Annotated in this window: 21 protein-coding genes and 1 pseudogene; 10 read left to right on the plus strand and 12 right to left on the minus strand. The window is 70.5% G+C overall.

The window, feature by feature from the left end; all coding sequences use genetic code 11:
* Nucleotides 1-21: 21 nt before the first annotated feature.
* Nucleotides 22-180 carry a hypothetical protein gene (locus ACRSBM_RS13870; RefSeq protein ID WP_434443649.1) on the minus strand — a complete coding sequence of 53 codons (159 nt, stop codon included), beginning with the start codon at nt 178-180 and terminating at the stop codon, nt 22-24.
* A gap of 379 nt (nt 181-559) precedes the next feature.
* On the opposite strand from ACRSBM_RS13870, the gene ACRSBM_RS13875 reads away from it, so the two are divergent.
* Genes ACRSBM_RS13875 through ACRSBM_RS13900 form a run of 6 tightly spaced genes read left to right on the plus strand, consistent with a single transcriptional unit; the run spans nt 560 to nt 4298 of the window.
* A complete protein-coding gene (locus ACRSBM_RS13875) occupies nt 560-1513 on the plus strand; it encodes a HAMP domain-containing sensor histidine kinase (RefSeq protein WP_434443652.1) in 954 nt (317 codons plus the stop codon).
* Nucleotides 1510-2157 (plus strand): response regulator, encoded by a 648-nt coding sequence (locus ACRSBM_RS13880; RefSeq protein ID WP_434443653.1) that lies wholly within the window; start codon nt 1510-1512, stop codon nt 2155-2157. Before ACRSBM_RS13875 ends, ACRSBM_RS13880 begins: the two co-directional genes overlap by 4 nt.
* Nucleotides 2158-2166: 9 nt before the next feature.
* Nucleotides 2167-2640, plus strand: coding sequence for a cation:proton antiporter regulatory subunit (locus ACRSBM_RS13885; protein WP_434443654.1), 474 nt, complete (start codon nt 2167-2169; stop codon nt 2638-2640).
* Nucleotides 2641-2644: 4 nt separating this feature from the next.
* Nucleotides 2645-3820 carry a cation:proton antiporter gene (locus tag ACRSBM_RS13890; RefSeq protein WP_434443657.1) on the plus strand — a complete coding sequence of 392 codons (1176 nt, stop codon included), beginning with the start codon at nt 2645-2647 and terminating at the stop codon, nt 3818-3820.
* Nucleotides 3817-4119, plus strand: coding sequence for a hypothetical protein (locus ACRSBM_RS13895; RefSeq protein WP_434443659.1), 303 nt, complete (start codon nt 3817-3819; stop codon nt 4117-4119). The genes ACRSBM_RS13890 and ACRSBM_RS13895 overlap by 4 nt, the downstream gene beginning before the upstream one ends.
* 14 nt (nt 4120-4133) lie before the next feature.
* Entirely contained in the window at nt 4134-4298 is a 165-nt protein-coding gene (locus tag ACRSBM_RS13900) for a hypothetical protein (protein WP_434443662.1), read from the plus strand.
* On the opposite strand, the gene ACRSBM_RS13905 is transcribed toward ACRSBM_RS13900, so the two are convergent.
* Genes ACRSBM_RS13905 through ACRSBM_RS13915 form a run of 3 tightly spaced genes read right to left on the minus strand, consistent with a single transcriptional unit; the run spans nt 4280 to nt 8307 of the window.
* The gene (locus tag ACRSBM_RS13905) at nt 4280-5626 is read right to left on the minus strand and encodes a carboxyl transferase domain-containing protein (protein ID WP_434443665.1); all 1347 of its coding nucleotides are present in this window, start codon (nt 5624-5626) and stop codon (nt 4280-4282) included. The two genes, ACRSBM_RS13900 and ACRSBM_RS13905, sit on opposite strands and share 19 nt — an antisense overlap.
* Nucleotides 5610-7016, minus strand: coding sequence for an acyl-CoA synthetase (locus ACRSBM_RS13910; RefSeq protein WP_434443668.1), 1407 nt, complete (start codon nt 7014-7016; stop codon nt 5610-5612). The genes ACRSBM_RS13905 and ACRSBM_RS13910 overlap by 17 nt, the downstream gene beginning before the upstream one ends.
* A gap of 4 nt (nt 7017-7020) precedes the next feature.
* Entirely contained in the window at nt 7021-8307 is a 1287-nt protein-coding gene (locus tag ACRSBM_RS13915; RefSeq protein ID WP_434443671.1) for an SLC13 family permease, read from the minus strand.
* A gap of 162 nt (nt 8308-8469) precedes the next feature.
* Here ACRSBM_RS13915 and ACRSBM_RS13920 point away from each other — a divergent pair, with 162 nt between their 5' ends.
* On the plus strand, nt 8470-9171 hold the full coding sequence (locus tag ACRSBM_RS13920) for a FadR/GntR family transcriptional regulator (protein ID WP_434443672.1): 702 nt from the start codon (nt 8470-8472) through the stop codon (nt 9169-9171).
* 267 nt (nt 9172-9438) lie between these two features.
* Here ACRSBM_RS13920 and ACRSBM_RS13925 read toward each other — a convergent pair whose 3' ends face one another.
* Nucleotides 9439-12459, minus strand: coding sequence for a TIM-barrel domain-containing protein (locus ACRSBM_RS13925; RefSeq protein WP_434443675.1), 3021 nt, complete (start codon nt 12457-12459; stop codon nt 9439-9441).
* Between the two features lie 186 nt (nt 12460-12645).
* Here ACRSBM_RS13925 and ACRSBM_RS13930 point away from each other — a divergent pair, with 186 nt between their 5' ends.
* Entirely contained in the window at nt 12646-13755 is a 1110-nt protein-coding gene (locus ACRSBM_RS13930) for an amidohydrolase family protein (protein WP_434443677.1), read from the plus strand.
* Here ACRSBM_RS13930 and ACRSBM_RS13935 read toward each other — a convergent pair.
* Nucleotides 13748-14353 carry a dihydrofolate reductase family protein gene (locus ACRSBM_RS13935; RefSeq protein WP_434443679.1) on the minus strand — a complete coding sequence of 202 codons (606 nt, stop codon included), beginning with the start codon at nt 14351-14353 and terminating at the stop codon, nt 13748-13750. The genes ACRSBM_RS13930 and ACRSBM_RS13935 overlap by 8 nt on opposite strands.
* Before the next feature lie 160 nt (nt 14354-14513).
* Here ACRSBM_RS13935 and ACRSBM_RS13940 point away from each other — a divergent pair, with 160 nt between their 5' ends.
* Complete coding sequence (locus ACRSBM_RS13940) at nt 14514-14636, plus strand: hypothetical protein (protein WP_434443680.1); 123 nt, start codon at nt 14514-14516, stop codon at nt 14634-14636.
* Here ACRSBM_RS13940 and ACRSBM_RS13945 read toward each other — a convergent pair.
* Nucleotides 14626-15174, minus strand: a complete 549-nt coding sequence (locus tag ACRSBM_RS13945) for a DUF1062 domain-containing protein (protein WP_434443681.1) — start codon at nt 15172-15174, stop codon at nt 14626-14628. The genes ACRSBM_RS13940 and ACRSBM_RS13945 overlap by 11 nt on opposite strands.
* A 372-nt stretch (nt 15175-15546) precedes the next feature.
* A complete protein-coding gene (locus ACRSBM_RS13950) occupies nt 15547-17520 on the minus strand; it encodes an FAD-dependent oxidoreductase (RefSeq protein WP_434443684.1) in 1974 nt (657 codons plus the stop codon).
* Between the two features lie 211 nt (nt 17521-17731).
* Between ACRSBM_RS13950 and ACRSBM_RS13955 the strand changes: the two genes are divergently transcribed.
* Nucleotides 17732-19357 (plus strand): GMC oxidoreductase, encoded by a 1626-nt coding sequence (locus ACRSBM_RS13955; protein WP_434443687.1) that lies wholly within the window; start codon nt 17732-17734, stop codon nt 19355-19357.
* A gap of 17 nt (nt 19358-19374) precedes the next feature.
* Here ACRSBM_RS13955 and ACRSBM_RS13960 read toward each other — a convergent pair whose 3' ends face one another.
* The 4 genes and pseudogenes from ACRSBM_RS13960 to ACRSBM_RS13975 form a co-directional block, all read right to left on the minus strand.
* The gene (locus ACRSBM_RS13960; RefSeq protein ID WP_434443689.1) at nt 19375-19854 is read right to left on the minus strand and encodes a carboxymuconolactone decarboxylase family protein; all 480 of its coding nucleotides are present in this window, start codon (nt 19852-19854) and stop codon (nt 19375-19377) included.
* The gene (locus tag ACRSBM_RS13965) at nt 19851-20930 is read right to left on the minus strand and encodes an NAD(P)H-dependent amine dehydrogenase family protein (protein ID WP_434443692.1); all 1080 of its coding nucleotides are present in this window, start codon (nt 20928-20930) and stop codon (nt 19851-19853) included. Before ACRSBM_RS13965 ends, ACRSBM_RS13960 begins: the two co-directional genes overlap by 4 nt.
* Nucleotides 20931-21018: 88 nt before the next feature.
* Nucleotides 21019-22208: pseudogene (gene dinB, locus ACRSBM_RS13970) on the minus strand (DNA polymerase IV).
* 36 nt (nt 22209-22244) lie between these two features.
* Nucleotides 22245-23207, minus strand: a complete 963-nt coding sequence (locus tag ACRSBM_RS13975; protein WP_434443694.1) for a serine hydrolase domain-containing protein — start codon at nt 23205-23207, stop codon at nt 22245-22247.
* Between the last annotated feature and the right edge of the window lie 83 nt (nt 23208-23290).

A 23290-nucleotide genomic window follows, 5' to 3' on the forward strand; every position in this document is an offset into this window, starting at 1 on the left:
GCGACACCTCCCTGCCTGTGTTCACCGTCCGGCGCGCGGCCTGAGTGCCACCGAGCCCGCCAGCAGCAGCCCGGTGGCGACGAGCAACGCGTGCGGCACGAGCAGGCCGGCGATGACCAGGGCGAGCGCGATCAGGTGCAGCGGCCAGGTCTTCGGGCGACGGGTGGTCGTGGGGCTCATCGGGCGCCTCCCAGCTGGGGGTTGAGGGCGTCGGGTGCCACGATCCGCGACTCGCGCGGTTCTGGCGATCCGTCCTGGCACTCACCCTCGGGGTGGTGAGACGGCCGATGCGCGACGAACGTGGGTGCCGCCACCCGTCCCACTCGCGAACCAGCCGGGCACCCAACGCGGTGCGCGGCCTCCCTGAACGGCGGATCCCCCGCGACCGCCGTCACGTCGGCGAGCGTGACCGTCCCCACCTCCGCGCCACCCCCGCCGTTCCGACCGGCGCACCTGCCGCGCCCCCGCGAACATGGGTGTTGCCACGGATGGACACGTGGCGCCCTCGCCCGTCAGCCACGCAGGCGTGGCGGGAAGTGATCACGGAGAGGCGGCGCGTGTGTCGTTGTTCGGGCGGATCTTCCTGCTCAACGCCCTCGTCCTGGTCGTGGCCGCGATCTTGCTCGTGTTCGGGCCCGCGACCGTGTCCACACCGGCGCTGCACCGAGAGGTGCTGGTGCTCGGGGCCGGGCTCGCGGTGATGCTGATCGCGAACGCCGTGCTGATCCGGGTGGGGCTGGCGCCGCTGGGGCGGCTCACGCGGGCGATGACCACGATCGACCTGCTCAAGCCGGGGCCGCGGCTGCGGGCGACCGGGCACGGGGAGGTCGCGGAGCTGATCACCACGTTCAACAGCATGATCGACCGGCTGGAGGCCGAGCGCGGGTACAGCTCGGCGATCGCGCTCTCGGCGCAGGAGTCGGAGCGCCGCCGGGTCGCGCAGGAGCTGCACGACGAGGTCGGGCAGTCGTTGACGGCGGTGTTGCTCGGCCTGAAGCGGGTCGCGGACCAGTCGCCGCCGGAGACCCGTGAGGAGTTGCGCCAGGCGCAGGAGACCACGCGCAGCACCCTCGACGAGATCCGCCGGATCGCGCGCCGCCTCAGGCCGGGTGTGCTGGAGGAACTGGGACTGGTCAGCGCTCTGAAAGCCCTCACGCGGGAGATCGGTGAGCCGGCGGGGCTCACGATCAGGCGGTCGTTCGACAAGAACCTGCCCGCGCTGGACGCCGAGACCGAGCTCGTCGTCTACCGCGTCGCGCAGGAAGGTCTCACCAACACCGTCCGGCACGCGCGGGCCGACGAGATCGAGCTCAGCCTGACCGCCCGTCCGTCCGAAGTGGAGCTGCGGCTGCGCGACAACGGCCGGGGGATCGGCGCGAACCAGGAGGGCGCGGGAATCCGGGGCATGCGGGAACGCGCGCTGCTGGTCGGTGCCGACCTGGCCGTCGGCCCGGCACCGGCCAGGGGGACCGAGGTCAGGCTGGTCGTCAAGGCGAAGGGGGAGAGCGGATGACCGTGCGCATCCTGCTGGCCGACGACCACGCGCTCGTCCGCCGCGGCGTCCGGATGATCCTGGACAACGAACCGGACCTCGAGGTCGTCGCCGAGGCGGGCGACGGCGCCGAGGCCATCAGCCAGGCGAAGAAGGACCGGCCGGACCTCGCGATCCTCGACATCGCCATGCCCCGGCTCACCGGTCTGCAGGCCGCGCGCGAGCTGTCCCGCCTCCAGCCCGACCTGCGGATCCTGATCCTCACGATGTACGACAACGAGCAGTACTTCTTCGAGGCGCTCAAGGCGGGCGCGTCCGGGTACGTGCTCAAGTCCGTCGCCGACCGCGACCTGGTCGAGGCGTGCCGGTCCGCGATGCGCGGCGAGCCGTTCCTCTACCCCGGCGCGGTGAACTCGCTGATCCGCAACTACCTGGACCGCGCCCGGCAGGGTGGCGGCTTCCCGGCCAAGGCGATCACCGACCGCGAGGAGGAGATCCTCAAGCTGGTCGCGGAGGGCCACTCCTCCAAGGAGATCGCGGACATGCTCGTGATCAGCGTCAAGACCGTCGAGCGGCACCGGGCCAACCTGCTGCAGAAACTCGGGCTCAGGGACCGTCTCGAACTCACCCGGTACGCGATCCGCGCCGGGCTCATCGAACCCTAGGAAACGCGAGTGAACGTCGAAGTGACGCCCCTGCCCGGCATAGGGGTCAGGCAGGACTTCTCCATCCGCTCCGGCCGCCGGATCGGCGTGATCTCCTACCGCGACGGCAAGTTCGAGCTCATCCTGTCCAAACAGGACGATCACGACGCCACCGCCGCCTCGATCCCGCTCGCACCGGAGGAGGCGGGCACCCTCGCGGGGCTGCTCGGTGCGCCGCAGCTCGTGACGCAGCTGGCGCAGCAGCACCGTGACATCACCGGGATCACGACCCGTCAGCTGCCGGTCGCCGGGTTCGCCGCGCGCACCCTCGGTGACACCGCGCTGCGCACCCGCACCGGCGCGTCGATCGTCGCGGTCGTGCGGGCGGGCAGCGCGCATCCGTCGCCAGGCCCTGACTTCCTGTTCGAGCCCGGCGACCTCGCGGTCGTCGTCGGCACCGCGGAGGGTCTCGATGCCGCCGCGGACATCCTGACGGGCGGCTGAGCCAGTGCACGACACCACGGTCGCACTGATCCAGCTGGGTGCGGTCTTCTTCGGGCTGGGCCTGCTCGGCCGGCTCGCCTGGAGATTCGGCATCTCGCCCATCCCGCTCTACCTCGTCGGCGGTCTCGCGTTCGGCTCCGGCGGGCTCATCCCGTTGCACGGCATCGAGGAGTTCGCCCATCTCGCCAGCGAGATCGGCGTGGTCCTGCTGCTCCTGCTGCTGGGTCTCGAGTACTCGGCGTCCGAACTGACCACCGGCCTGAAGAAGTCGTGGATGGCCGGTGTCCTCGACATCGTGCTCAACGCCGCGCCCGGCGCCATCGTCGCGCTGCTGCTCGGCTGGGGCCCGGTCGGCGCGCTCGCGATGGCCGGCGTCACCTACATCTCCTCGTCCGGCATCATCGCCAAGGTCCTCGGCGACCTGGGACGGCTCGGCAACCGCGAAACACCGGTGATCCTCTCGGTACTGGTGTTCGAGGACCTCGCCATGGCCGTCTACCTGCCGGTGCTGACGGCCGTGCTCGCGGGCGTCAGCTTCCTCGGCGGGCTCACGTCGGTGGGCATCTCACTGCTCGCGATCACCGTCGTTCTCGTGGTGGCGCTCAAGTACGGCCGGTTCATCTCGGCCGTCGTGGACAGCCCGGACCACGAGGTGTTCCTGCTCAAGCTGCTCGGTTCCGCGCTGCTCGTCGCGGGCATCGCCTCGGAGCTGCAGGTGTCCGCCGCGGTCGGCGCGTTCCTGCTCGGCATCGCGATCTCCGGCTCCACCGCCGAGAACGCCACCCGCCTGCTCGAACCGTTGCGCGACCTGTTCGCCGCCATGTTCTTCGTCGTGTTCGGGCTCAACACCGACCCGCGCACGATCCCGCCCGTGCTGTTCATGGCCGTGCTGCTCGCCATCGTCACCACGCTGACGAAGGTCGCGACGGGCTGGTGGGCGGCCCGCCGGCAGGGCATCGGACCGATGGGGCGCGCCCGCACCGGCGCCGCGCTGGTGGCGAGAGGTGAGTTCTCCATCGTCATCGCCGGTCTGGCGGTCGCGTCCGGTCACGTGAACGAGCAGCTCGCCGCGCTCGCCACCGCGTACGTGCTGCTGATGGCGATCATCGGCCCGATCGCGGCGCGGTACGTGGAACCGGTCGGCGAGTTCTTCCTCCGCAGGCGGGCTGCCGCGACGTGAGGTGGCCGGCGCTCCTGCTGGCCCTGCTGCTGGCGTTCGTCGGCACGAGCACGCGGCACGCCGAGGCCGACCAGCCGGGATCGGGGCTCAACGCCCCGGTCTCGGCCGTGCACGTGCAGACGACTGCCTCTCCGGACGCCTCCTGGGCCCTCCCCGGCGGCACGACGGGCCCGCGCCCGCCGCGCGGACGGGCCGCGGCCGTCCCGGCGAACGCGGACAGCGCGGACGGAACGACGACAGGTCCCTGGTCGAGCCGGGCACCGCCGCGCGTGGCGGCTCCCGGCTCCACGTACCCCTGACCTGAGGATCTGAAATGTCGTATGTCGTTCTGGTGTTGCTGATCGCGTCCGTGCTCTTCGGTGTCGGCGCGCTGGCCGCGATGGTGTGGAGGAAAGAGTCGTTCTACGGGGTGATCGGGCTCGTCACCATCTGCGTCCCGAGTTCGCTCCTGGCGTTCGCCTACCTGGCCGTGGCCTGATCGGCGGACTGGCCGAGCTGGGCGATTCCCTGTGCCACGCCCAGCTCGACCAGGTCCTGTGGCCGCAACCGCAGCTGGTCGGCCGTCTGCCGGGCCTGCGCCGGGTCCCGTTTCAGGATCGCGGCCGCCAGCTCGGGTGAGATCACCGCGAGGTAGCTGTCCGGCGTCACCCACGTCCGCTCCGGCGCGGCGAACGCCAGCGCGCCACCGGATCCGCCCTCTCCGATCAGCAACGTCGTCACCGGCACGCGCGCCGCGGCGATCGCGGTGAACAGGTCGGCGATCGCCGCGCCCACACCGGCTTTCTCGGCGGCCGCGTCGTTGGCCGCGCCCGGCGTGTCCACCAGCGTCAGCACCGGGACGCCCAGCCGGTCCGCCAGCCGGACCAGGCGCGCCGCCGTGCGGAACCCGGCGGGCCGCGTCGCCGTGCCGCACTGCGCCGCGTAGGCGAACGTCCGCCCGTCGCGGTGCCCGAACCCGCACAGCACACCGGGATCCACGCCGCCGGCACGGTCTCCGTTGACCGGCTCGCGCCAGTCGAAGTACGCGTCGAGATAGTCCTCGGCGCGCGGACGCTCCGGCGCACGCGCGCGCAGCACCGCGTCCCAGCCGGTCTCCGGCAGTGTCGCCGCGCCCAGCGCCGCCGGGACGGGAGCGGGGCCGTCCGCGGGTGTGGTGAGCAGCCGCAGCCAGCGCCGCAGCCGGTCACGCAGCTCGTCGGGCGCTAGCAGCTGATCGACGAGACCGGCCGCGAACTGTTGCGTCACCGAGTACCCCGGCGGCCGGACGCGGGAGCCGGCGAACCCGACCTGGGCGCCGCGCAGCCCCAGCACGACGTCCGCGCCCGCCCCGAGCGTGGCCCAGCCGCCGCCGGTGGTGGGATCGCGCAGGACGGCGATGTGCGGCAGTCCGGCCGCACGGGTCAGCGTGATCTGGCGTGCGATCCGCGGCAGCTGCAGCAACGCGAGCGTGCCCTCCTGCATCCGGCTGCCACCGGTCGCGACCAGTGACACCACCGGCACGCCCAGCTCGCGGGCGTGGGTGAACGCCTGCTCGATCCTGGCACCGGTACGGGTTCCCAGCGAGCCGCCGAGGAACCCGAACTCGAACGCCACCACCACGGCCGTGACGCCACCGATCTCCGCGACGCCGCAGACGACGGACTCGCTCTCCCCGGTCAGCCCGGCCGCCCGCGCGAGCTGGTCGCCGTATCCCGGCCAGCCCAGCGGTCCGTCCACCGCGGACAGTGCGAGGTCCTCCGGCAGCGCGGTGAACGCCGAGGCCACCCGGCCGATCAGGTCACGGGCCGGCTCACGTCCCGAGGGCACGTTTCATCACCTTGCCCATGTCGTTGCGCGGCAACGACTCCACGAAGCGCACCAGCCGGGGCCGCTTGTGCGGGGTGAGCAGGCGCGCCACGTGGTCGGCGAGCTCGCCGGCGGAGGGTTCCGCGCCCGCGGGCACGACCCAGGCGACGATCCGCTCGCCCAGGTCGTCGTCGGGCTCGCCGGTCACCGCCACCTCCTTCACCCCGGGGTGCTCGAGCAGCGCGTTCTCGATCTCGCCGGCGCCGATCTTGTAGCCACCGCTCTTGATGATGTCCGTGGCCTTGCGCCCGACGATGCGGTAGTAGCCGTCCTCGTCGCGCGTGCCGACGTCACCGGTGCGGAACCAGCCGTCCGCGAACGCCTCGGCGGTGGCGTCGGGCCGGTTCAGGTACTCGGTGAACAGGTTCGGCCCGCGCACCTGGATCTCGCCGATCGCACCGGTGTCGTCCAGCGTCAGACCGGCGTCGTCGACGAGCCGCACCTCGACCCCCGGCAACGGCACGCCGACCGCGCCGGGCCTGCGGTCGCCGTCCGCGCGGACACTCGTGTTCATCAGCGTCTCGGTCATGCCGTACCGCTCGACCACCCGCTGCCCGGTCGCGGCGGCGATCCGCTCGTGGTCGCGCACCGGCAACGCCGCCGAACCCGACACCAGCAGCCGTGCCTTGCCCAGTGCCTGGGCGAGCGCGGCGTTCTCACCGACCTCCTCGGCGATGCGGTGGTACATCGTCGGGACGCCGAACATCATCGTCGCGTCGCCGTTCAGCGCCGCCGTGACCTGGTCGGTGGCGAACTTGCCGAGGTGGTGCAGCGTGCCGCCGCGGCGCAACGGCCCCAGCACGCCGAGGATCAGCCCGTGCACGTGGAACAACGGCAACGCGTGCACCAGAACGTCCTCGGAGGTCCACACCCAGGCCTCCGCCACGGCGTCCAAAGTGGACAGGATCGCCCTGCGGGGCAGCACGACGCCCTTGGGTGATCCGGTGGTGCCCGAGGTGTAGACGATCAGCGCGGGAGCCTCGTCGCCCGGATCGGCGAACGGCTCAGAGTGGTCGCCGTCGAGCGTGACGTCCAGGCGGGGCACGGACTGCAGCCCCTGCGGCAGCGGGACCCCGGGAGCCGCCAGCACGGTCGCGGGCGCGCTGTCCGCCACGATGTGCGCGAGCTCGCGCTCGCCGACCTTCGGGTTCAGCGGCACCGCCGGTACCCCGGCGAGCAACGCGGCGACGACCGCGACGCACGTCTCGATCGTCGGCGTCGCCCAGATCGCGACCCGGGGAAGCCCGGACAACCGCTGTGCCAGGGCTCCCGCGCAACCGGCGAGTTCGGCGTGGGTGAGGACGCGGTCACCGAAGCGGAGGGCGACGCGGTCCGACTGCAAGGCAAACATCAACTCACCAGATTCCCGGGACGACGAGGGCGAGCCACACCAGCGGCGGCGCCGCCGCGACCATGATCCCGCCGTAGACCATCAACTGCTTGAAGAACTTGTCGCGGTCGACGTCCTGCGCACCGGCCAGCACGAGCGCGCCGTTGGTGGAGAACGGACTCACGTCGACCACGGTCGCCGACACCGCGAGCGCCGCGATAAGCCCGACCGCACTGACCTCGCCCTGCAGCAGGAACGGCACGGCCAGCGGGATGAGCGCGCCCATGATGCCGACCGACGAGGCGAACGCGGACACGATCGCGCCGATGTAGCAGATCAGCAGCGCGGCGAGCAGCGGGGCGCCGACGCCCGCGACCGAGTCGCCCGCCCACTTGATCGTGCCCATCGTCTGCAGCACGGCGACGTAGGTGAGGATGCCGCAGATCAGCAGCACGGTCGGCCAGGTGATCTGGGTGATCGCCTGCTTGGAGGTCTCCGGCCAGACGACGCTGAGCAGCACGGCGATCGTGATCGCGGCGAGGCCGACGTCGAGGTCGAACCCGAGCGCCGCCACGACGAGCCCGACCAGTCCCACGAGCGTCGCGATCCGCGGCGCGGTCAGGGTGACCCGCTCCTCCTCGGGCTCGCCACCGGTACCCGCGCCACCGCCGCCGGTGCGGACCAGCGCGGGAGCGTCGAGGGGCTGCCGGGCGAGTTTCATGCCGCCGCACACCACGAACACCACGACCGCGATGAGCAGGTTCACCACGAAGCTCGCCAGGAACAGCACGATCTCGTTGCCCGGCAGGCCTTCCTTGTCGACGATGCCGTTGACGATCGTGCCGTAGATGCTGATGGGGGAGAACCCGCCGGCCTGCGCGCCGTGCACAACCATCACGCCCATCAGCAGCGGGCTGATCTTGTACTTGGCCGCGAAGCCCATCGCGATGGGCGCCACGATGGCGACCGCGGCCGGGCTCACCGCACCGATCGCGGTCAGTACGCCGGTGATCGCGAACATGACCCACGGCATCAGCGCGATCCGCCCGCCGACCAGCCGGATCGCCACGTGCACCAGCCAGTCCGTGGTGCCGTTGGCGCGGGCGATGGCGAACAGGAACGTCACCCCGACCAGCACGACGAACAGCGAGCCGGGGAAGCCGTCGAAGATGTCGTCGGTCTCCATGTCCGCGACCAGCGTGCCGACCCCGAAGGCGGCGGCGAACGCCAGCGCTCCCATGTTGATCGACCGGGTCGTGGCTATCACGAAGACCACGACCAGCACGAGTATCGAGATCAGTTCGGCGGACATCGGCAGGGCTCCCGTCGTTGGGTGATCCCAGTGGGTTGACACCGTGGGTTGGTGCGGTGGGTGGTGCAGTGGCCAAGTGGCTGAGCCACTTTCCGCCTCGGGTCCACCGCCTGTCAAGAGGTGGCCTAGTGGCTGAGCCACTTGGCCCGATACCCTGGACAGATGTCCGAGGCACTGCGGCCCATGGTCAAGTCCCGCCTGTACGAGCAGGTGCTCGAACGCCTGCGCGCGCACGTGGCCGAGGCCGGGCTGCGCGCGGGGGACAGGCTGCCGGCCGAACGCGACCTCGCCGCGAGCCTCGGCGTGAGCCGCGCGTCGGTCAAGCAGGCGATCGTGGTGCTGGAGGTCCAGGGCCTGGTCGAGGCACGCCACGGCGGCGGCACCTACCTGGTGCGCGACACCCTCGACGTCGAACCGGTCGAGCAGCTCGTCGAACGCCGCAAGCGCCTTCCCGAGGTGCTGGAGGCCCGCGAGGCGCTGGAGACCAAGCTCGCCGAGCTGGCCGCCGAACGCCGCACCGACGCCGAGCTCGAGACCATCCGCGCCGCCCTCGACTTCATGCGCGACGAGATCGCCGGGGGCGCGAACGGCGTGGAGGGCGACCGCCGCTTCCACGCCGCCGTCACCGCCGCCGCGCACAGCTCGCTGCTCGCGGACTTCATGAAGACGATCGCCGCCCAGATCACCGAGAGCCGCACCGAGTCGCTGCGCCAGCCGGGGCGCCCGTCCCGGTCGCTGGCGCAGCACACGGCGATCTACGAGGCCATCGCCGCGGGCGACGCGAAGAAGGCCGCCGCGGCGATGCGCAAGCACGTCCGCACCGTGGCCAAGGTGCGGCTGCTCACCTGGGTGCCGGAGGACTGAGCGGCCGTCGCGGTAGGGCCGCAGCCGCGCGGAAGGTCGCGGCTGCGCGCGTGTCCGAGGGGTGAGCCGGAAGCCGCGTGTGGGGACCGCAGCCGCGCGGAAGGTCACGCCGATGCCCGCACCTTCGCGTAGCCCCGCCCGCGTGGGTCGCTGCTCGACGGGCTGAACGTCCACACCATCGCCAGGCACAACGACCCGGCACCCAGAAACGAAGGCGCCGCGCCGTGCGCAATGCACGGCGCGGCAACCAAAACGTCAAGCGGCCGGTCAGCGGAGACTGATCACCACCTTCTGGTGCGCCGACTTGCCGGACGCCGTGACGGTGCGAGAAGTCCCGTCGGCCTCGTGCACCACGACCGTCCAGTCCCGTTTGGACACCTTCCCGGGGAACCAGCCCCGAGCCGGGTGCACGGTCACCGAGTCGCCGTCCTGCACGATCCGCGTGCGCGCCGCCAGCTTGCGTCCACCGTCCTCGTACAGCGTGAACTCGCCCTTCGCGCCGGCCGTAACGTGCACGGTCAGCTCGTCGGCCGGGTTGTGGACGTCGTTGGCCACGTTGCCGGTGCGCTCGACCAGCAGGCCGCCGGAGCGCAGGAACACCGGCATGGTGTCCCAGCCCGCGCTGACCGTCGCCCAGGTGTTGCCCTGGTACACGCGGCCGGTGAAGTAGTCGGTCCACTGGCCCGGCGGGAACCAGACCCGCGTCTCGCCGACCTCGCCCGGCGTGGTGATCGGGGCGACCAGCATGTCCGAGCCGAGCATGAACTGGCTGTCCACAGTGGAGTAGGCCTCCGGGCTGCCCGGGTAGTCCAGGTAGGCCGGTCGCACGATGGGCACGCCGGTGCGGTTCGCCTGCTCGGCCAGCGTGTAGATGTACGGCACGAGGCGTTCGCGCAGGTTCAGGAACTTCGTCGCCGACGCCTGCGCGGCCGGGCCGTACTGCCACGGCAGCCGGTCGCTGTGGTTGCTGTGCAGGCGGGTGATCGGCTGGAACGCGCCCAACTGCACCCACCGCGCGTACATGTCGTCCGGCATCTTGGTGGTGTAGCGGATCTGGCCGTTGTCGAGGTACGGCTCCGACCCGCGCAGGCCGGTGGTGTCGTTGTGGCCGCCGATGTCGTGGCTGATGTTCGACATGCCGGTCGCCACGCCCTCGGCCGAGGTGTAGCCGATGGTGCCCTTCATCGCGCCCCACGTGGACGAGGTGTCACCCGTGAAGTGCAGGGTGGTGCGTTTCTCCGCCCACGGACCGGTCGGCAACGGACCGGCTCCGCTGTAGCCGCCCGCCTGCAGCGAGCCGAACCCGCGGGAGAACGCGAACGCGCCGATCTTCGAGTACTGCTCGTTGATCCACGTGTCCGGCGTGACGCCGCGCATCGACGAACCCGAGCCGTCGCAGCACCAGTCGAGCCACCAGAAGTCGGTCGGCATGGTCTTGTGCAGGTCGAGGTACGCGCGCAGTTGGTCCGGGTCGCCCCAGTCGAAGAGGTAGCAGTTGTCGCAGTTGCCCTTGACCAGCTTGCCCTTCGCGGTGGCCTGGGCGCGGGCGAAGTCCGGGTCGTCGCCCTGGATGCTCGGGTGGATGTTCAGTGTGCTGTGCAGGCCCTCGGAGTGCGCCCAGTCGAGGAAGCCCTGCGGGTCCGGGAACTTCGACTGGTCCATCCGCCAGCCGTTCCACCGGTTGTGCCCCTTGAAGTCCGTGTCGACCACGAGGACGTCGAGCGGCACGCCGTGCTGGCGGAACGCGGGCAGGATGCGGTCGCGGAAGTCGGCGGCCGTCCTGTCGATGTACTCGGAGTACCAGACGCCGTAGGCCCAGCGCGGCAACAACTTCGGGCCGCCGGTCAGCGTCGCCAGGTCACCGAGCGCGGTCTTGTAGTCCTGGCCGTAGCCGAAGACGTAGCCGTCCTGGTACGGCTGCGCGCCGCGGTCCGCTCGTGGCGTTCCGTTGCGCAGAGCCGAAGGCGTGTCGTCCAACAGGTACCAGCCGTCGCGGTACATCAGGCCGGGGTAGAGCTTCGGGTCACCGTTGGTGCCCGTGTAGCCGTCCAGCGAACGCCGGTAGCCGCCGAGCGCCACGTGCTGGGTCGAGTTGTTGATCCCGATGGTGTCGAGGTTGACGTGGCAGCCGGTGTCCGGGCACGTGACGGTGAGGTCGGAAGTGCCGGCGGGCAGTGAGACCTGGGCCGTCGCCGTGGCCCAGGTGGCCCAGTTCGCCGTCGTGGGCAGGGTGATCGCCTGCCCGTTGAGCAGCACGGTCCGCGGCTCGTGCTTGCCGTCGCCGCCGACACCGTTGGCGTAGCGCAGCACGACCGGGTAGGTGCCCGCCGCCGGAACGCTGGTGACGCGCTGGCTCAGCCGCGTGCCGCCGACCAGTTCCGCGACGAATCCCGTGCCCGCGTACCCGGCGTGCTCCTCGGCGATCTTGGCCGGACCGCTGAGCACGCCGTTCTCGGCCTCGCAGCTGGTGCCGAACCGGCAGTCGTCCACCGCCCTGGCGCTCGGATAGGCCTGACCGGCCGTGAGCAGGGCGAGGCTGTCGACGTTGACGTTGCCCGAGTCGCCCGCACCCCGCGTCAACGCGATGCGGTGCTCGCCGGCGGTCAGGTCGACCTCGGTCTCCATCTGCTGCCAGTCACGCCAGTCCGCCGTCCTCGGCAGGGTGATCTGCCTGGGCGCCTGCCCGTCGACGCTGAGGCCGAGCGTGCGGTTCTCGTGCTTGCCGTCGCCGCCCTGCCCGTTCGCGTACTTCACGACGACCCGGTGTCTGCCCGCGGTCGCGGCCCGGACGGTCGCGGTGACCGAGTTGTTGGTCTGGGTGAAGCCGGCGACGAAGCCCTGCCCGGTGTGACCGGGGTGGTCGGCCGCCACGAGCATGGCCTCACGCTGCTGGTCCTCGGCCTCGCACAGCTGTCCGGTCGCACAGACCACCCGCCGCCACGGGGACGCGGTCGTGCCGGCCGTCTTCAGTTCGATGTTGTCCGCGCGGAACGGGCCGGAGCCCACCCGGTAGCGCAGGGTCATGGCCGAGGTGGTGATGACGAGCCAGCCGTTCTCGACCCGTGACGTGTAGGGCGTGCGGGGGACAGTTCGATTTACAACGTTGTAAGTGGCCTGGTTCTCAAACCTGCGGTCCCCGGCGTACTCGCTGCGCACGAGGGTGGGGGAGAGGATCTGGAACCTGGCCTGCCCGGAGGTGACCGTGCCGGTCGGCTGGGCGGTCGCCGGAGCGGGGAGGACCAGGGTCAGCAGAGCCAGTAGGGGGATGACTGTCGCGCGTTTTCGCATTCGTGCTCCTCGACTGACGCCGTCGGCTTCCGAGGTGTTCAAGTAGCTGAACCTTCCTCACCTTGGCCTGATGCTGTGGAGCGATCAAGAGGCCACTCGGCCTACAGCGCACGCGGACGAACAGCCGGGGTCGTTTGCCCGAGATGCCAGCGGGCATTCGTGCGGTGACGACCGGAGGGGGAGCCGATGTACGCCGACGATCTGACGTGGCCCTGGTGGGAGGCACTGGATGTCGACGACCGGCTCTTCGACGTCCACACCCACCTCGGGACGCACGACCCCAGCGGCTTCTCCGCCACCGCACCGCGGTTGCGCGCCGCGCTGTCCACTGTGGACGCCAGAACGGCGGTGTTCCCGCTGACCGAACCGGACGGTTACCGCGCCGCGAACGACGCGGTGCTGGCCGAGGCGAAGTCGAGCGACGGCACGCTGGTCGCGTTCTGCCGGGTCGCACCGGGCGACGACGCCTCCGGCGAGGCACGCCGCTGCGTGGAGGCCCGAGCGGCGGGGATCAAGCTGCACCCGGCGAGCGACGAGTTCGAGCTCGACGACGACCGGCTCGACGGCGTTCTCGGTCTCGCACACGACCTGCGCCTGCCGGTCGTGGTGCACGCGGGACCGGAGATCGAGCTTTTCGGCGACACCCTGCTCGCCGTGCTGGAGAGGTTCTCCGGCGCCCGGTTCGTGCTGGCGCACGCCGGCCTGACGGACCTGGCGTGGCTGTCCGGGCACCCGGTGGCCAACCTGTTCTTCGACACGTCGTGGTGGAGCCCGACCGACCTGGTCACGCTGCTCGGCACGATCCCGCCGGGCCAGGTGCTGTTCGGCAGCGACGTGCCCTACTCCACGCCCACCTGGGGAGCGCACGCCACCGCCCGGTGCGCCCGGTACGCCGGCCTCGGACCGGAACAGGTCGCGAGCGTCCTGGGCGGCCAGGCCCGCCGCCTGATCGACCGCGCCGAGCCCGCCGACCTCGGGCCCGCGCCGATGCACGTGCCGGCGCTGGACCCGTTGCTGGAGCGGGTGTACGTCTACCTCGCCGCGGGCGTGGAAGCCACCAAGCGTGGTGAGACACCGGGCCAGACCCCCGACCTCGCGCGGCACAGCTGCGCCGTCCGGCCCGATCACCCGTACCGCGCGGTCTTCGACTCCGTGCGGGAACTGCTCGACCGCTACGACAAGCACGCTCCGCACATGAGCACCGGGAACGAGTACGCGCCGGGCTGGGACCTGATCGCCACGGCCGCGATCGTCGCCCGCACTCCCGGCCCGCCGCTGCCCGACTGGCTCACCTGATCACGCGGTAGGTCACGTGGGTGAAGGAGTCGCCCGCGCGCGAGTCGACCTGCTCGAGGTTCAGGCCGGGAACGCCGTCGAACAGCCGGGTGCCGGCGCCGAGGGTGATCGGCACGATCCGCAGCCGCAGCTCGTCGACCAGACCCGCGGCCAGGTACTGGTTGATGGTCGTCGCGCCGCCCTGGATGGAGATGTTGCCGTGCCCGGCGGCCTCACGGGCGAGCTTGAACGCCGCCGCGATGCCCTCGGTCACGAAGTGGAACGTGGTGCCGCCCTCCATCGGCTGCGGGTCGCGCGGGTGGTGGGTCAGCACGAAGACCGGCGCGTGGTACGGCGGGTTGTCGCCCCACCAGCCGTTCCACTGCCGGTCCCACTCGCCGCGCACCGGGCCGAACATGTTGCGGCCCATGATGAACGCCCTGGTCTCGGCCAGGCGGTCCAGCTGCCACCGCTGCTCGTCCGGGTCCTCCATCCACGCGTGCAGTTCGCTGCCCCAGCCGTCGCCGCCGTCGTCGCCGAACGGGCGCTCCTCGGTCTGGCCGAGTCCGGCCGAGTAGCCGTCGAGTGAGATCGAGAGATCGCAGGTCACCTTGGTCATGGGACCCAGCCTGGACCAGCTGACTCATGCCGGCACTCCGGCACCCCGGTCGAGGAGGGGTTCCGGTTCCTCCGCCTCGGTGCCGACCCGATCCACCTGGTCAGCAGGCAACCGGACGACAGCCTCGCGAACCACCGGGACTCGGCATCGCCGGCCGGGCGTGCACGCCACCGAGCTGAAGGGCTTCCAGCGCGAGATCCACGCCGTCACGTACGGCGACCCGCCCGATCCACCGGGCGTGGCCGCCGTACTGGCCGCGTTGACGGGATCGCTCAGCGCTTGAGGGTGAAGGTGAAGTCGCCGGTGACCTTGCCGGTCAACCGGACGGCCGACACGACCTTCCCGTCGGCGATCAGCCGTTCGACCTCGGCCCGCGACAGACCGCACGCCTGCGCGATCAGCCGCACCGGCCGGACCGGAATCCGCGCCGCGAACCGCACCGACACGTCGGCCACCTCCTGGTCCAGGTGGTCCGAGCCACTGGTGTCGAGCAGCCAGGCGCCTTCCCAGTCGAGCGAGACGCGGTTGCGGCGCTGCAGGACCGGGTCCTGCAGCAGTTCGGCGATGAGGGCGGGGTCGTTGTCGTGCAGGCGGTCCAGCAGCTCAGGCCGCACCGAGCGCACGTGCGTCCGCTCGAAGATCGTGAGCTTGACCGTGTCCCCGCAGCCGGTGCAGAGCACGAGGAGCCAGGCGTCGAGGACCTTGTGGTTGGCGTTGACGCGGAACTTGCCGCTCGCCCGGAAGCGGCCGGCCGCGCACACGTGGCAACGGCGGCGGACGAGAGGAAGGCAGGTGGGCACGACGGCCCAGGTGTTGAGCACGGAGGTACACCGTTCGGTGAGAAGTCCACAGCAAAGGAAGCGCGGCGCTCACAGCGCGACGCGCAACAGAAACCAGCGCATGGAGGGGACTCACACGGTGTACAACGGCACGTCCTTGCCTGGGCGACTTCGTGAGACGGGACGGTAGCGGTGCCCGGCGGAGCTGCTCCACCCAATTTCGGCAGGACCGCGGCACCGAGCGCGTTCTCCAGCCGTTTACGGCGTGCTCGAGGCACCCCGGGTCAGTGGGGAGAAGTTCACCCCGGCCAACGCCGGCGAGTAGCCGGGACCGGCTGCCTGCCCTTACCTGCCGCCGCCAGCCCTGCCGGGCGCCCTGTCCCACAGCCCGGTCACCACGAACCGAGTGCACCCCTACGAACCCGCGAGCGTCGTCGCGGTCCTGGGTGACTCGGGAGGCAGGACGGCAGCGGTGCTCGGTGGAGCCACTCCACCCAGATTCGGCAGGATCGCGGAACCGAGCGCGCTCTCCAGCCGCTCCCACCGCGTCACGAGGTCGGCGAGCATCAGCATCATGACGTCGGGGAAGGCGTACAGGAAGCTCTGGTAGCGGTAGTGGTCCAGGTAGAACACCGTCACGTCGTCGGTCAGTGCCGTCGCCGAAGTGGTGCGGGCGTTGAAGAACATGTCGTAGTGGCCGAGCAGCCCGCCACGGCCGAGCACCACCCGTTCGTAGATGCCGCCGAAGTCGACTTCGACCTCACCGGCGGCGACGAGGAACACCCCGTTCGCGGCGTCGTCCTCGTGGAAGAGCGTATCTCCCGCTGTGTAGGGGATCTCGTCGAACATCGACGCCAGCGTCTCCAGCTCGGAGTCCGTGAGCGCGGCGAACAGCCGCACCCCGTGGGGATCGGCGCTCTCCCGCAGGCACGCCACCCGTTCGGTCAGCTCGTGGTCGGTGAGGTGGTTCATCCGCATCCGCACGAACCGCAGCATCCGGTCGGTGTTGCGCGACTGGGCGCGGGACTTCCCGGCGCTGGGCGGGGTGTGGAGGGCTGAGTTCCCGCTGATGCGCGCGGCCTCACGGAGGCCGGACTCGTAGGCGCTGTGCACGCAGCCCCAGTGGTACGGGTTCGTGCCCTCACCGGCGAAGAACAGCCGGTCGCCGACCGGCTCGGCGAGCGTGGCGATGTCCTTGGACGAAGAGCCGACGCCGATGCACGTGTACGAACCCAGGGCGTACGGATCCGCGGACCACGCCGTGCGCGAGACGCTGGAGGGAGCGGGCGCGTCGGCGCCGAAGAGGTCCCGGACGACCGAGGTGGCGTAGTCCGACACGTCCCGCGCGGACCAGGTCTCCATCTCACGGCCGAGTGAGGCGCCGAGCAGCATCACCAGGATCGGCTTGCCGTGGGACTTCCACATGCTGATCACGACCGTGGGGTAGCGGTCGGTGTCCCGGCACAGGTAGCCGAAGACGTACTGTTCCCTGGGCCAGAACGGTTCGGGGTAGTGCAGTGCGATCTTGTTGAGCGTGCCGAAGCCGAGCCGTTCGATCGCGCTCCGCTTGGCCTCGGGCAACGGCGGTGCGAACTGGACCCGGCCGGCTTTGAGCACGCCGAGCGGCAACGTCACGAGCACCTTGTCCGCCTCGAACACACCGCGGTCCGTGATCACGCGCCCCTCCTCGACGCGCGTGACGACGTGGCTCAGCCGGATGTCCAGGCCTTCGGCGAGAGCGTCCACAACGGACTGGTAGCCCTGGTGCAACGTGCTGTCGCCGTAGCCGTAGACGAGGTAGCCGTCCTCCCAGTGCTTCAACGAGAGCCTGTCGGGGTCCTCCGCCACGTCCTCGCGCATGATCACGTTGAGGTGGTACCGCACTGCCTGTTCGTCCTCGGGGGACAGACCACGTTCGGTGAGGATCTGGCGCACCGCTTCACCCAGCGGCGTGTCCGGGTGGTCACCCTTGCGGGCGACCGCGGCGCGGTGTTCCAGCTCGTGCAGGACGTCGTCGGCCAGTTCGAGGGTGCGGCTCTTGTAGCGGTGGTTCACCGCCCGCCGCTCCGCGCCGAACAGGTCGAGGCTGTCGAACCCGCCGGTGTAGGCGCTGTCCCCGCCCACGTAACTGTACGGGATGCCCAGGTCCTCGACCAGGTCGGTGATCGGGTTGCCGTCTGTGCCGTGGATCCAGTGCGCCCCCAGGTCGACGCCGTGCTCGTCGGTCCAGATCCGGCCACCGACCCGGTCGCGCGCCTCCAGGACCGTGACGGGATGGCCATGCTCCCGCAGCGCACGCGCCGCCGTGAGTCCGGAGATCCCCGCACCCACCACCAGGACGCTCGGTCTCGCGTCCTTATTACCAGAACCTTCGAATACCTCGGGCATCGCTCGATTGTCGGGCGGCCATGCGTGTCCGAACATTCCCGGATCGTGTGTACGTGCTGGGCCGTCCGGGTCGTCCGCGGGGGCACCGGATCTGGGCGCCGAGACCGTCACCTGCGCCGCGCTTCCGGGCGAACCGGGACTACCAGGTAGTGACTTGATCTACAACCGCCGGTATAACTTGTTCTCATGCGCCCACAGTGAGGAAGATCACATGACCCACACAACGACGTGTGACAACGGTTTCAAGGGTCCTTCACGACGTACATTCATCGCAGGAACAGGTTCTATTCTTGGCGCGGTCGCCCTCGGTGGCGTCACTCCGCTGGCCCAAGCGTCCGCCGCGATCGCCGACGCGGCCGTCGTCCCGGCGCTGGTGATCGGTACCGGCTACGGCGGGTCCGTGGCGGCCCTGCGCCTCGCCCAGGCCGGCGTCGACGTCCACATGGTCGAGATGGGCATGGCGTGGGACACCCCCGGTGCGGACGGCAAGATCTTCGCCAACACGACGACCCCGGACCAGCGGTCGTTCTGGTTGCGCACCAAGACGAAACAGCCGCTGAGCCACTTCCTGGGCTTCCCGATCGACAAGGCGATCCCGCGCTACACCGGCATCCTCGACGCCGAGGAGTTCGCCGGCATCACCGTCTACCAGGGTCGCGGCGTCGGCGGCGGCTCGCTCGTCAACGGCGGCATGGCCGTCACGCCGAAGCGCGAGAACTTCGGCGAGATCCTGCCGATGGTGAATCCCGTCGAGATGTACGGCACCTACTACCCGCGCGCCAACGCCGAGCTCGGCGTCGGCCTGATCCGGCCTGCCTGGTTCGACACGACCGACGCCTACCAGTACTCGAGGGTCGGCCGGAAGCACGCCGAGCGGTCGAACTTCCCGTACGTGTTCGTGCCGACCGTGTACGACTGGAACTACATGGAGCAGGAGGCCGCCGGGACCGTCCCGAAGTCGGCGCTGGTGGGGGAGATCCTCTTCGGCAACAACCACGGCAAGAAGTCGTTGCAGAAGACCTATCTGCAGAAGGTCAGGGCGACCGGCCGCGTCACCATCTCGCCGCTGCACCGGGTCGTGTCGGTCGTGCCGGCGTTCGGCGGCTACGCCGTCACCATCGAGCAGCTCAACACCACCGGCGACCCGATCGCGACGAAGCAGGTGACGGCGGCGAAGGTGTTCTTCGCGGCGGGCAGCGTCGGCACGAGCAAGCTCCTGGTCAAGCTGAAGGCGACCGGCGCGCTGCCGAACCTCAACGGTGAGGTCGGCAAGGGCTGGGGCGACAACGGCAACGTCATGTGCGGCCGCGCCAACCACATGTGGGACCCGACCGGCAAGCTGCAGTCGTCCATCCCGACCCTGGGCATCGACAACTGGGCGGCCGGCGGAGCGTTCGCGGAGGTGGCACCGCTGCCGACGGGGATCGAGACCTACGCGTCGTTCTACCTGTCGATCACCAAGACCCCTAACCGCGCCCAGTTCACCTGGAACGCCGCCGCGGGCAAGGTCGACCTGAACTGGCAGAACGCGTGGAAACAGGTCTCGATCAACGCCGCGAAGTCCATCTTCGACAAGATCAACTCAAAGGAGGGGACGATCTACCGGACGGACCTCTTCGGCGTGTACAAGATCTGGGGCGACCACCTCACGTACCACCCGCTCGGCGGCGCCGTCCTGAACAAGGCGACCGACAACTACGGGCGCCTGCACGGTTATCCCGGTCTGTACGTCATGGACGGCTCGCTGATTCCCGGCTGCACCGTGGTGAACCCGTTCGTCACGATCACGGCGCTCGCCGAGAGGAACATCGACCAGATCATCGCGACCGACCTCTGACGGTCGCGTGTGGACGGTCAGAACTTCGGTAGCACGCACATGGCGTCGAGGCCGAACACGCGGTTCAACCTGCCGAACGCGAGCCATGCCCCGATGCTCATGGTCAGCTCCACGATCTCCGCCTGGGTGTAGTGCCCGGTCATGCGCGACCAGAACTCCTCGTCGAGACCGTGGTGATCCAGTGCGTACCGCTCGGCGTACTCGGCGGCCAGCCGCGCGCGGTCGTCGAAGGCGTCGGTGGTGCGCCACTGGGTCACCGCGTCGATGAAGTCGTCCTCGACCTTCTCGCCCTCGCGTTCGGTCCGCCAGTCGAGGCAGAACATGCAGCCGTTGATCTGCGCGATCCGCAGCCGCGCTGCCTCGAACTCGCGCAGCCCCAGCGTGGTGTGCTGGTACACGGCCAGCGAGAGGCCCGCGGCGGCGACGCCGATGCCCGGCACCAGCTCGCCCCACACGTATCCGATGGGGTCCTTGCCCTCGGGGATGTTGATGTTCATGGCCTGCTCCTTCCGAGCTTGCCGGCCGCGGGCCGCAGCGGGACGTCGAGCGCGTCGTAGAGTCCTGGCTTCGCCTCGGCCAGCCAGTCGATGGCGTTGACGAGACGGCCGACGGCGGTCGCGTTGCCGCCCGCGGACCGGTTCTCGCCCTCGTCGGCGGCCTCGACCGAGACCTCGATGCGCGGCCGTCCCTCGATGATCACCCTGTGCGCGCCGTCGCCGGACGGCGGCATCGGCCAGTCCGTCGCGCACGAGGCGTGGATGCGCGTGACGTGCTCGATGACGATGAGCGGCTCGCCGCCGACGATGCCCTGCACCTCGAACCGGATCGCGCCCTGCGTGCCCGCCTCGAACTCGCCCATGGTCCGCGTCGTCACCGTCTCGTCGAGCGCGCGCCGGTCGACGGTCTCGCGGATCTCCTCGACCTCGACCCCGAACGCCCTCGCCATCAGCCGGATCTGCCCGCCCCACACCATGGTCGGCACCGTCGGCATCAGCATGGGCGCCTGGTAGTCGAGCGGCTGACCGAACCCGATCAGCCACCGCACCGCGTCGGGCTGGTCGTAGGTGGAGTAGTCGAAGATCTCCTGGCAGCGCACCGCGTCGATCGTGTGACCGAGCCCGCTGACCAGCAACGGCAGCACGTCGTTGCCCCAGCCGGGGTCGACGCCGGAGACGAACAGCGAGCCGCCGCCCGCCTCGATCGCAGCGAGAACAGGTTCTCGGAGCTCCGGCGGTGCGCTGCGCGGGTCGTAGAGCGCGTACAGCGACGGCGTGACCACCACGGCTCCCGCGTGGATCGCCTTGGCGATGTCGGCGAGCGCGTCGTCCGGCCGGATGTCACCCGACGCCGCGTACACGACCGCCCGCGGACTCGCGGCCAGCACCGCGTCGATGTCATTCGTCGCCGTGATCCCGAGTTCGGTGTCCAGCCCGGCGAGATCGCCCGCGTCGCGGCCGACCTTCTCCGGGTTGTGGACGACCACGGCCGTCAGCTTCAGCGCCGGATGGGCTTCGACGGCGCGAATGGCGGCACGGCCGACGTTTCCCGTACCCCACACCACTGTGGCGATCATGTGGTGCAGATTACCTAGAACACGTTCTAGTTGTACAGGGTCGATCCGGCGCGAACGCAGGACCCCGTCGGCGCGCGCGGTCCCGTGTTCAGTCCGGCAGCAGCGGCACGGAGATGCCGGGATCCCGCCCGAGCAGCGCCGCGCGCGTGACGGACGTGGTCCCGAACCGGTCCCGCACGTCGTCCAGGGCGGCATCGAGCGCGGCCGGCTTCCGCTCCTCGAACGGCAGCGCGAGCTGCATCGGCGCGTCGTTCTGCAGGTTGGTGAGGGACACCCCGAGCAACGTGATGCCGCGCCCTGGAACCAGCGGCATCGCGGTGTCGAGCAGCTGCCGCGCCGCCGCGAGCAGCACCTCGGTCTCCGTCGTCGGGTCCTTGAGCGTGCGCGAGCGGGTCGCCCGCGTGAAGTCCGCGAAACGCAGGCGCAGCACCACCGTCCGGCAGGCGCGGTGGGCGGTGCGCAGCCGGCGGGAGATGCCGTCGACCAGCGAGGCGAGGACGGCCTCCAGGTCGTCCTGCGTCCTCTCCCGGCGGCCCAGCGCTCGCTGCGAGCCGATCGAGTGGCGGCGCCGTCCTGTCTGGACCGGACGCGGGTCGTGGTTGTGCGCCAACGCGTGCAGGTGCCGGCCCGCATCCCGGCCGAGCATCGAGACCAGGGCGCTCTCGCCGAGCCCGGCGATCTCGCCGACCGTGCGGAGACCGAGGGCGTGCAGCCTGGCCGCCGTCACCTCGCCGACGCCCCACAGCCGTTCGACCGGCAGCGGGTGCAGGAACTCGAGCTCCTCTCCGGCCGGTACGACCAGCAGCCCGTCCGGCTTCGCCACCCCGCTCGCGACCTTGGCGAGGAACTTCGTCGCGCCACCCCGACCGTGATGGGCAGGCCGACCTGCTCCAGCACGTCCCGGCGCAGTCGTGCCGCGATCACCTCGGGCGGTCCCGCGATCCGGTGCAGGCCGCCGACGTCGAGGAAGGCCTCGTCGATCGACAGGCCCTCGACCAGCGGCGTCGTGTCGCGGAACACCTCGAAGACCGCCTTGCTCGCGACGGAGTAGGCCCGCATCCGCGGCGGCACCACGATCGCGTGCGGGCACAGCCTCCGCGCTGTCGCCCCGCCCATCGCCGTCCGCACGCCGAACGCCTTGGCCTCGTAACTCGCGGCCAGCACCACTCCGCCGCCGACGATCACCGGGCGCCCGCGCAGGTCCGGGTCGTCCCGCTGCTCGACGGACGCGTAGAACGCGTCCAAGTCGGCGTGCAGGATCGGGGTGCTCACGAACACATGTTCGCATTCGTCACCCGTTCAGAACAGTGCCCGTCACATGATCGCGCGGGCGATCGGCCAGGCGCCGGGGGCGGTGTTGGACAGCACCGTGGTGGTCCTTCCGGTGTGCGGGTCGTGAGTGGACTTGAACGACGCGCCGGCGTCGTACCCGGCCAGGATCACCGTGTCGCCGGTCTCGTGCAGCCAGAACCCGAGCCCGTAACGCAGCGACTCCTCGGGAACGTCGTGGCGCGGCCTGGTCACCTCCTCGGCGACGTCACTGGCGAACAGCGCGCGCCAGAACTTCGACATGTCGCCCGCGGTGGTGTGGATGCCGCCGTCGCCGTTGGCCAGCACCGGCAGGTGGAAGACGTTGGAGCGGTCGAGCCCGTCGAGGTACCCCACGGCGGCGTCGGCGGGCAGTTCGTCGGACCGCAGGAAGCCGGTCCTCGTCAACCCCGCCGGCCGGAGCACCCGATCGCGGACGAGGTCGTGGTAGCCCGCGCCGGTGGCCCGTTCCATCAGCAGCGCGAGGACGACGTAGCCGCCATTGCAGTAACCGAACCGCTCGCCCGCCTTGAACTTGGTGGGAATCCCGTCCAGCAGCGGCAGGAAGGCCTCGGTGCTGGTCAGCACGTGCACCGCGCCTACCACGTAGTCGTTGGCCTCCCAGTCACCTTCCTCGTCGAGGTAGTCGCCGATGCCGGACGTGTGCGTGAGCAGGTGCTCGACCGTGACGTCGTCCGCGATCAGCGGGAGGTCGTCGCCGAGCAGTGACCGGGCCGTGGTGCCGAGGGCGAGCGCGCCGTCGCGGATCAGCGAGAGCACGGCGAGGGCGGTGAAACCCTTGCCGCCGCTGGCGATGCCGAACCGGGTGTCCACGGTGTTGGGCACGCCGTAGGCGCGGTTGGCCAGCCCGTAGGCCTTCGCGAACTCGATCTCGCCGGCGTGGTCGATCTGGACCACGCCGGAGAAACCGGTGTCCTCGGCGATCTTTTCCAGTTCTCGCAACGGCATTCACGCAGGCTAGCCCCGAGTCGCAGCCTCGCTGAAACGCATTTCCGGCTGGACGGGCAAGCCAGGCGACGTGGACGTGTGAG

Origin of the sequence: Lentzea xerophila (assembly GCF_051094245.1) — a bacterium.
In the GTDB taxonomy this organism is placed as follows: domain Bacteria; phylum Actinomycetota; class Actinomycetes; order Mycobacteriales; family Pseudonocardiaceae; genus Lentzea; species Lentzea xerophila.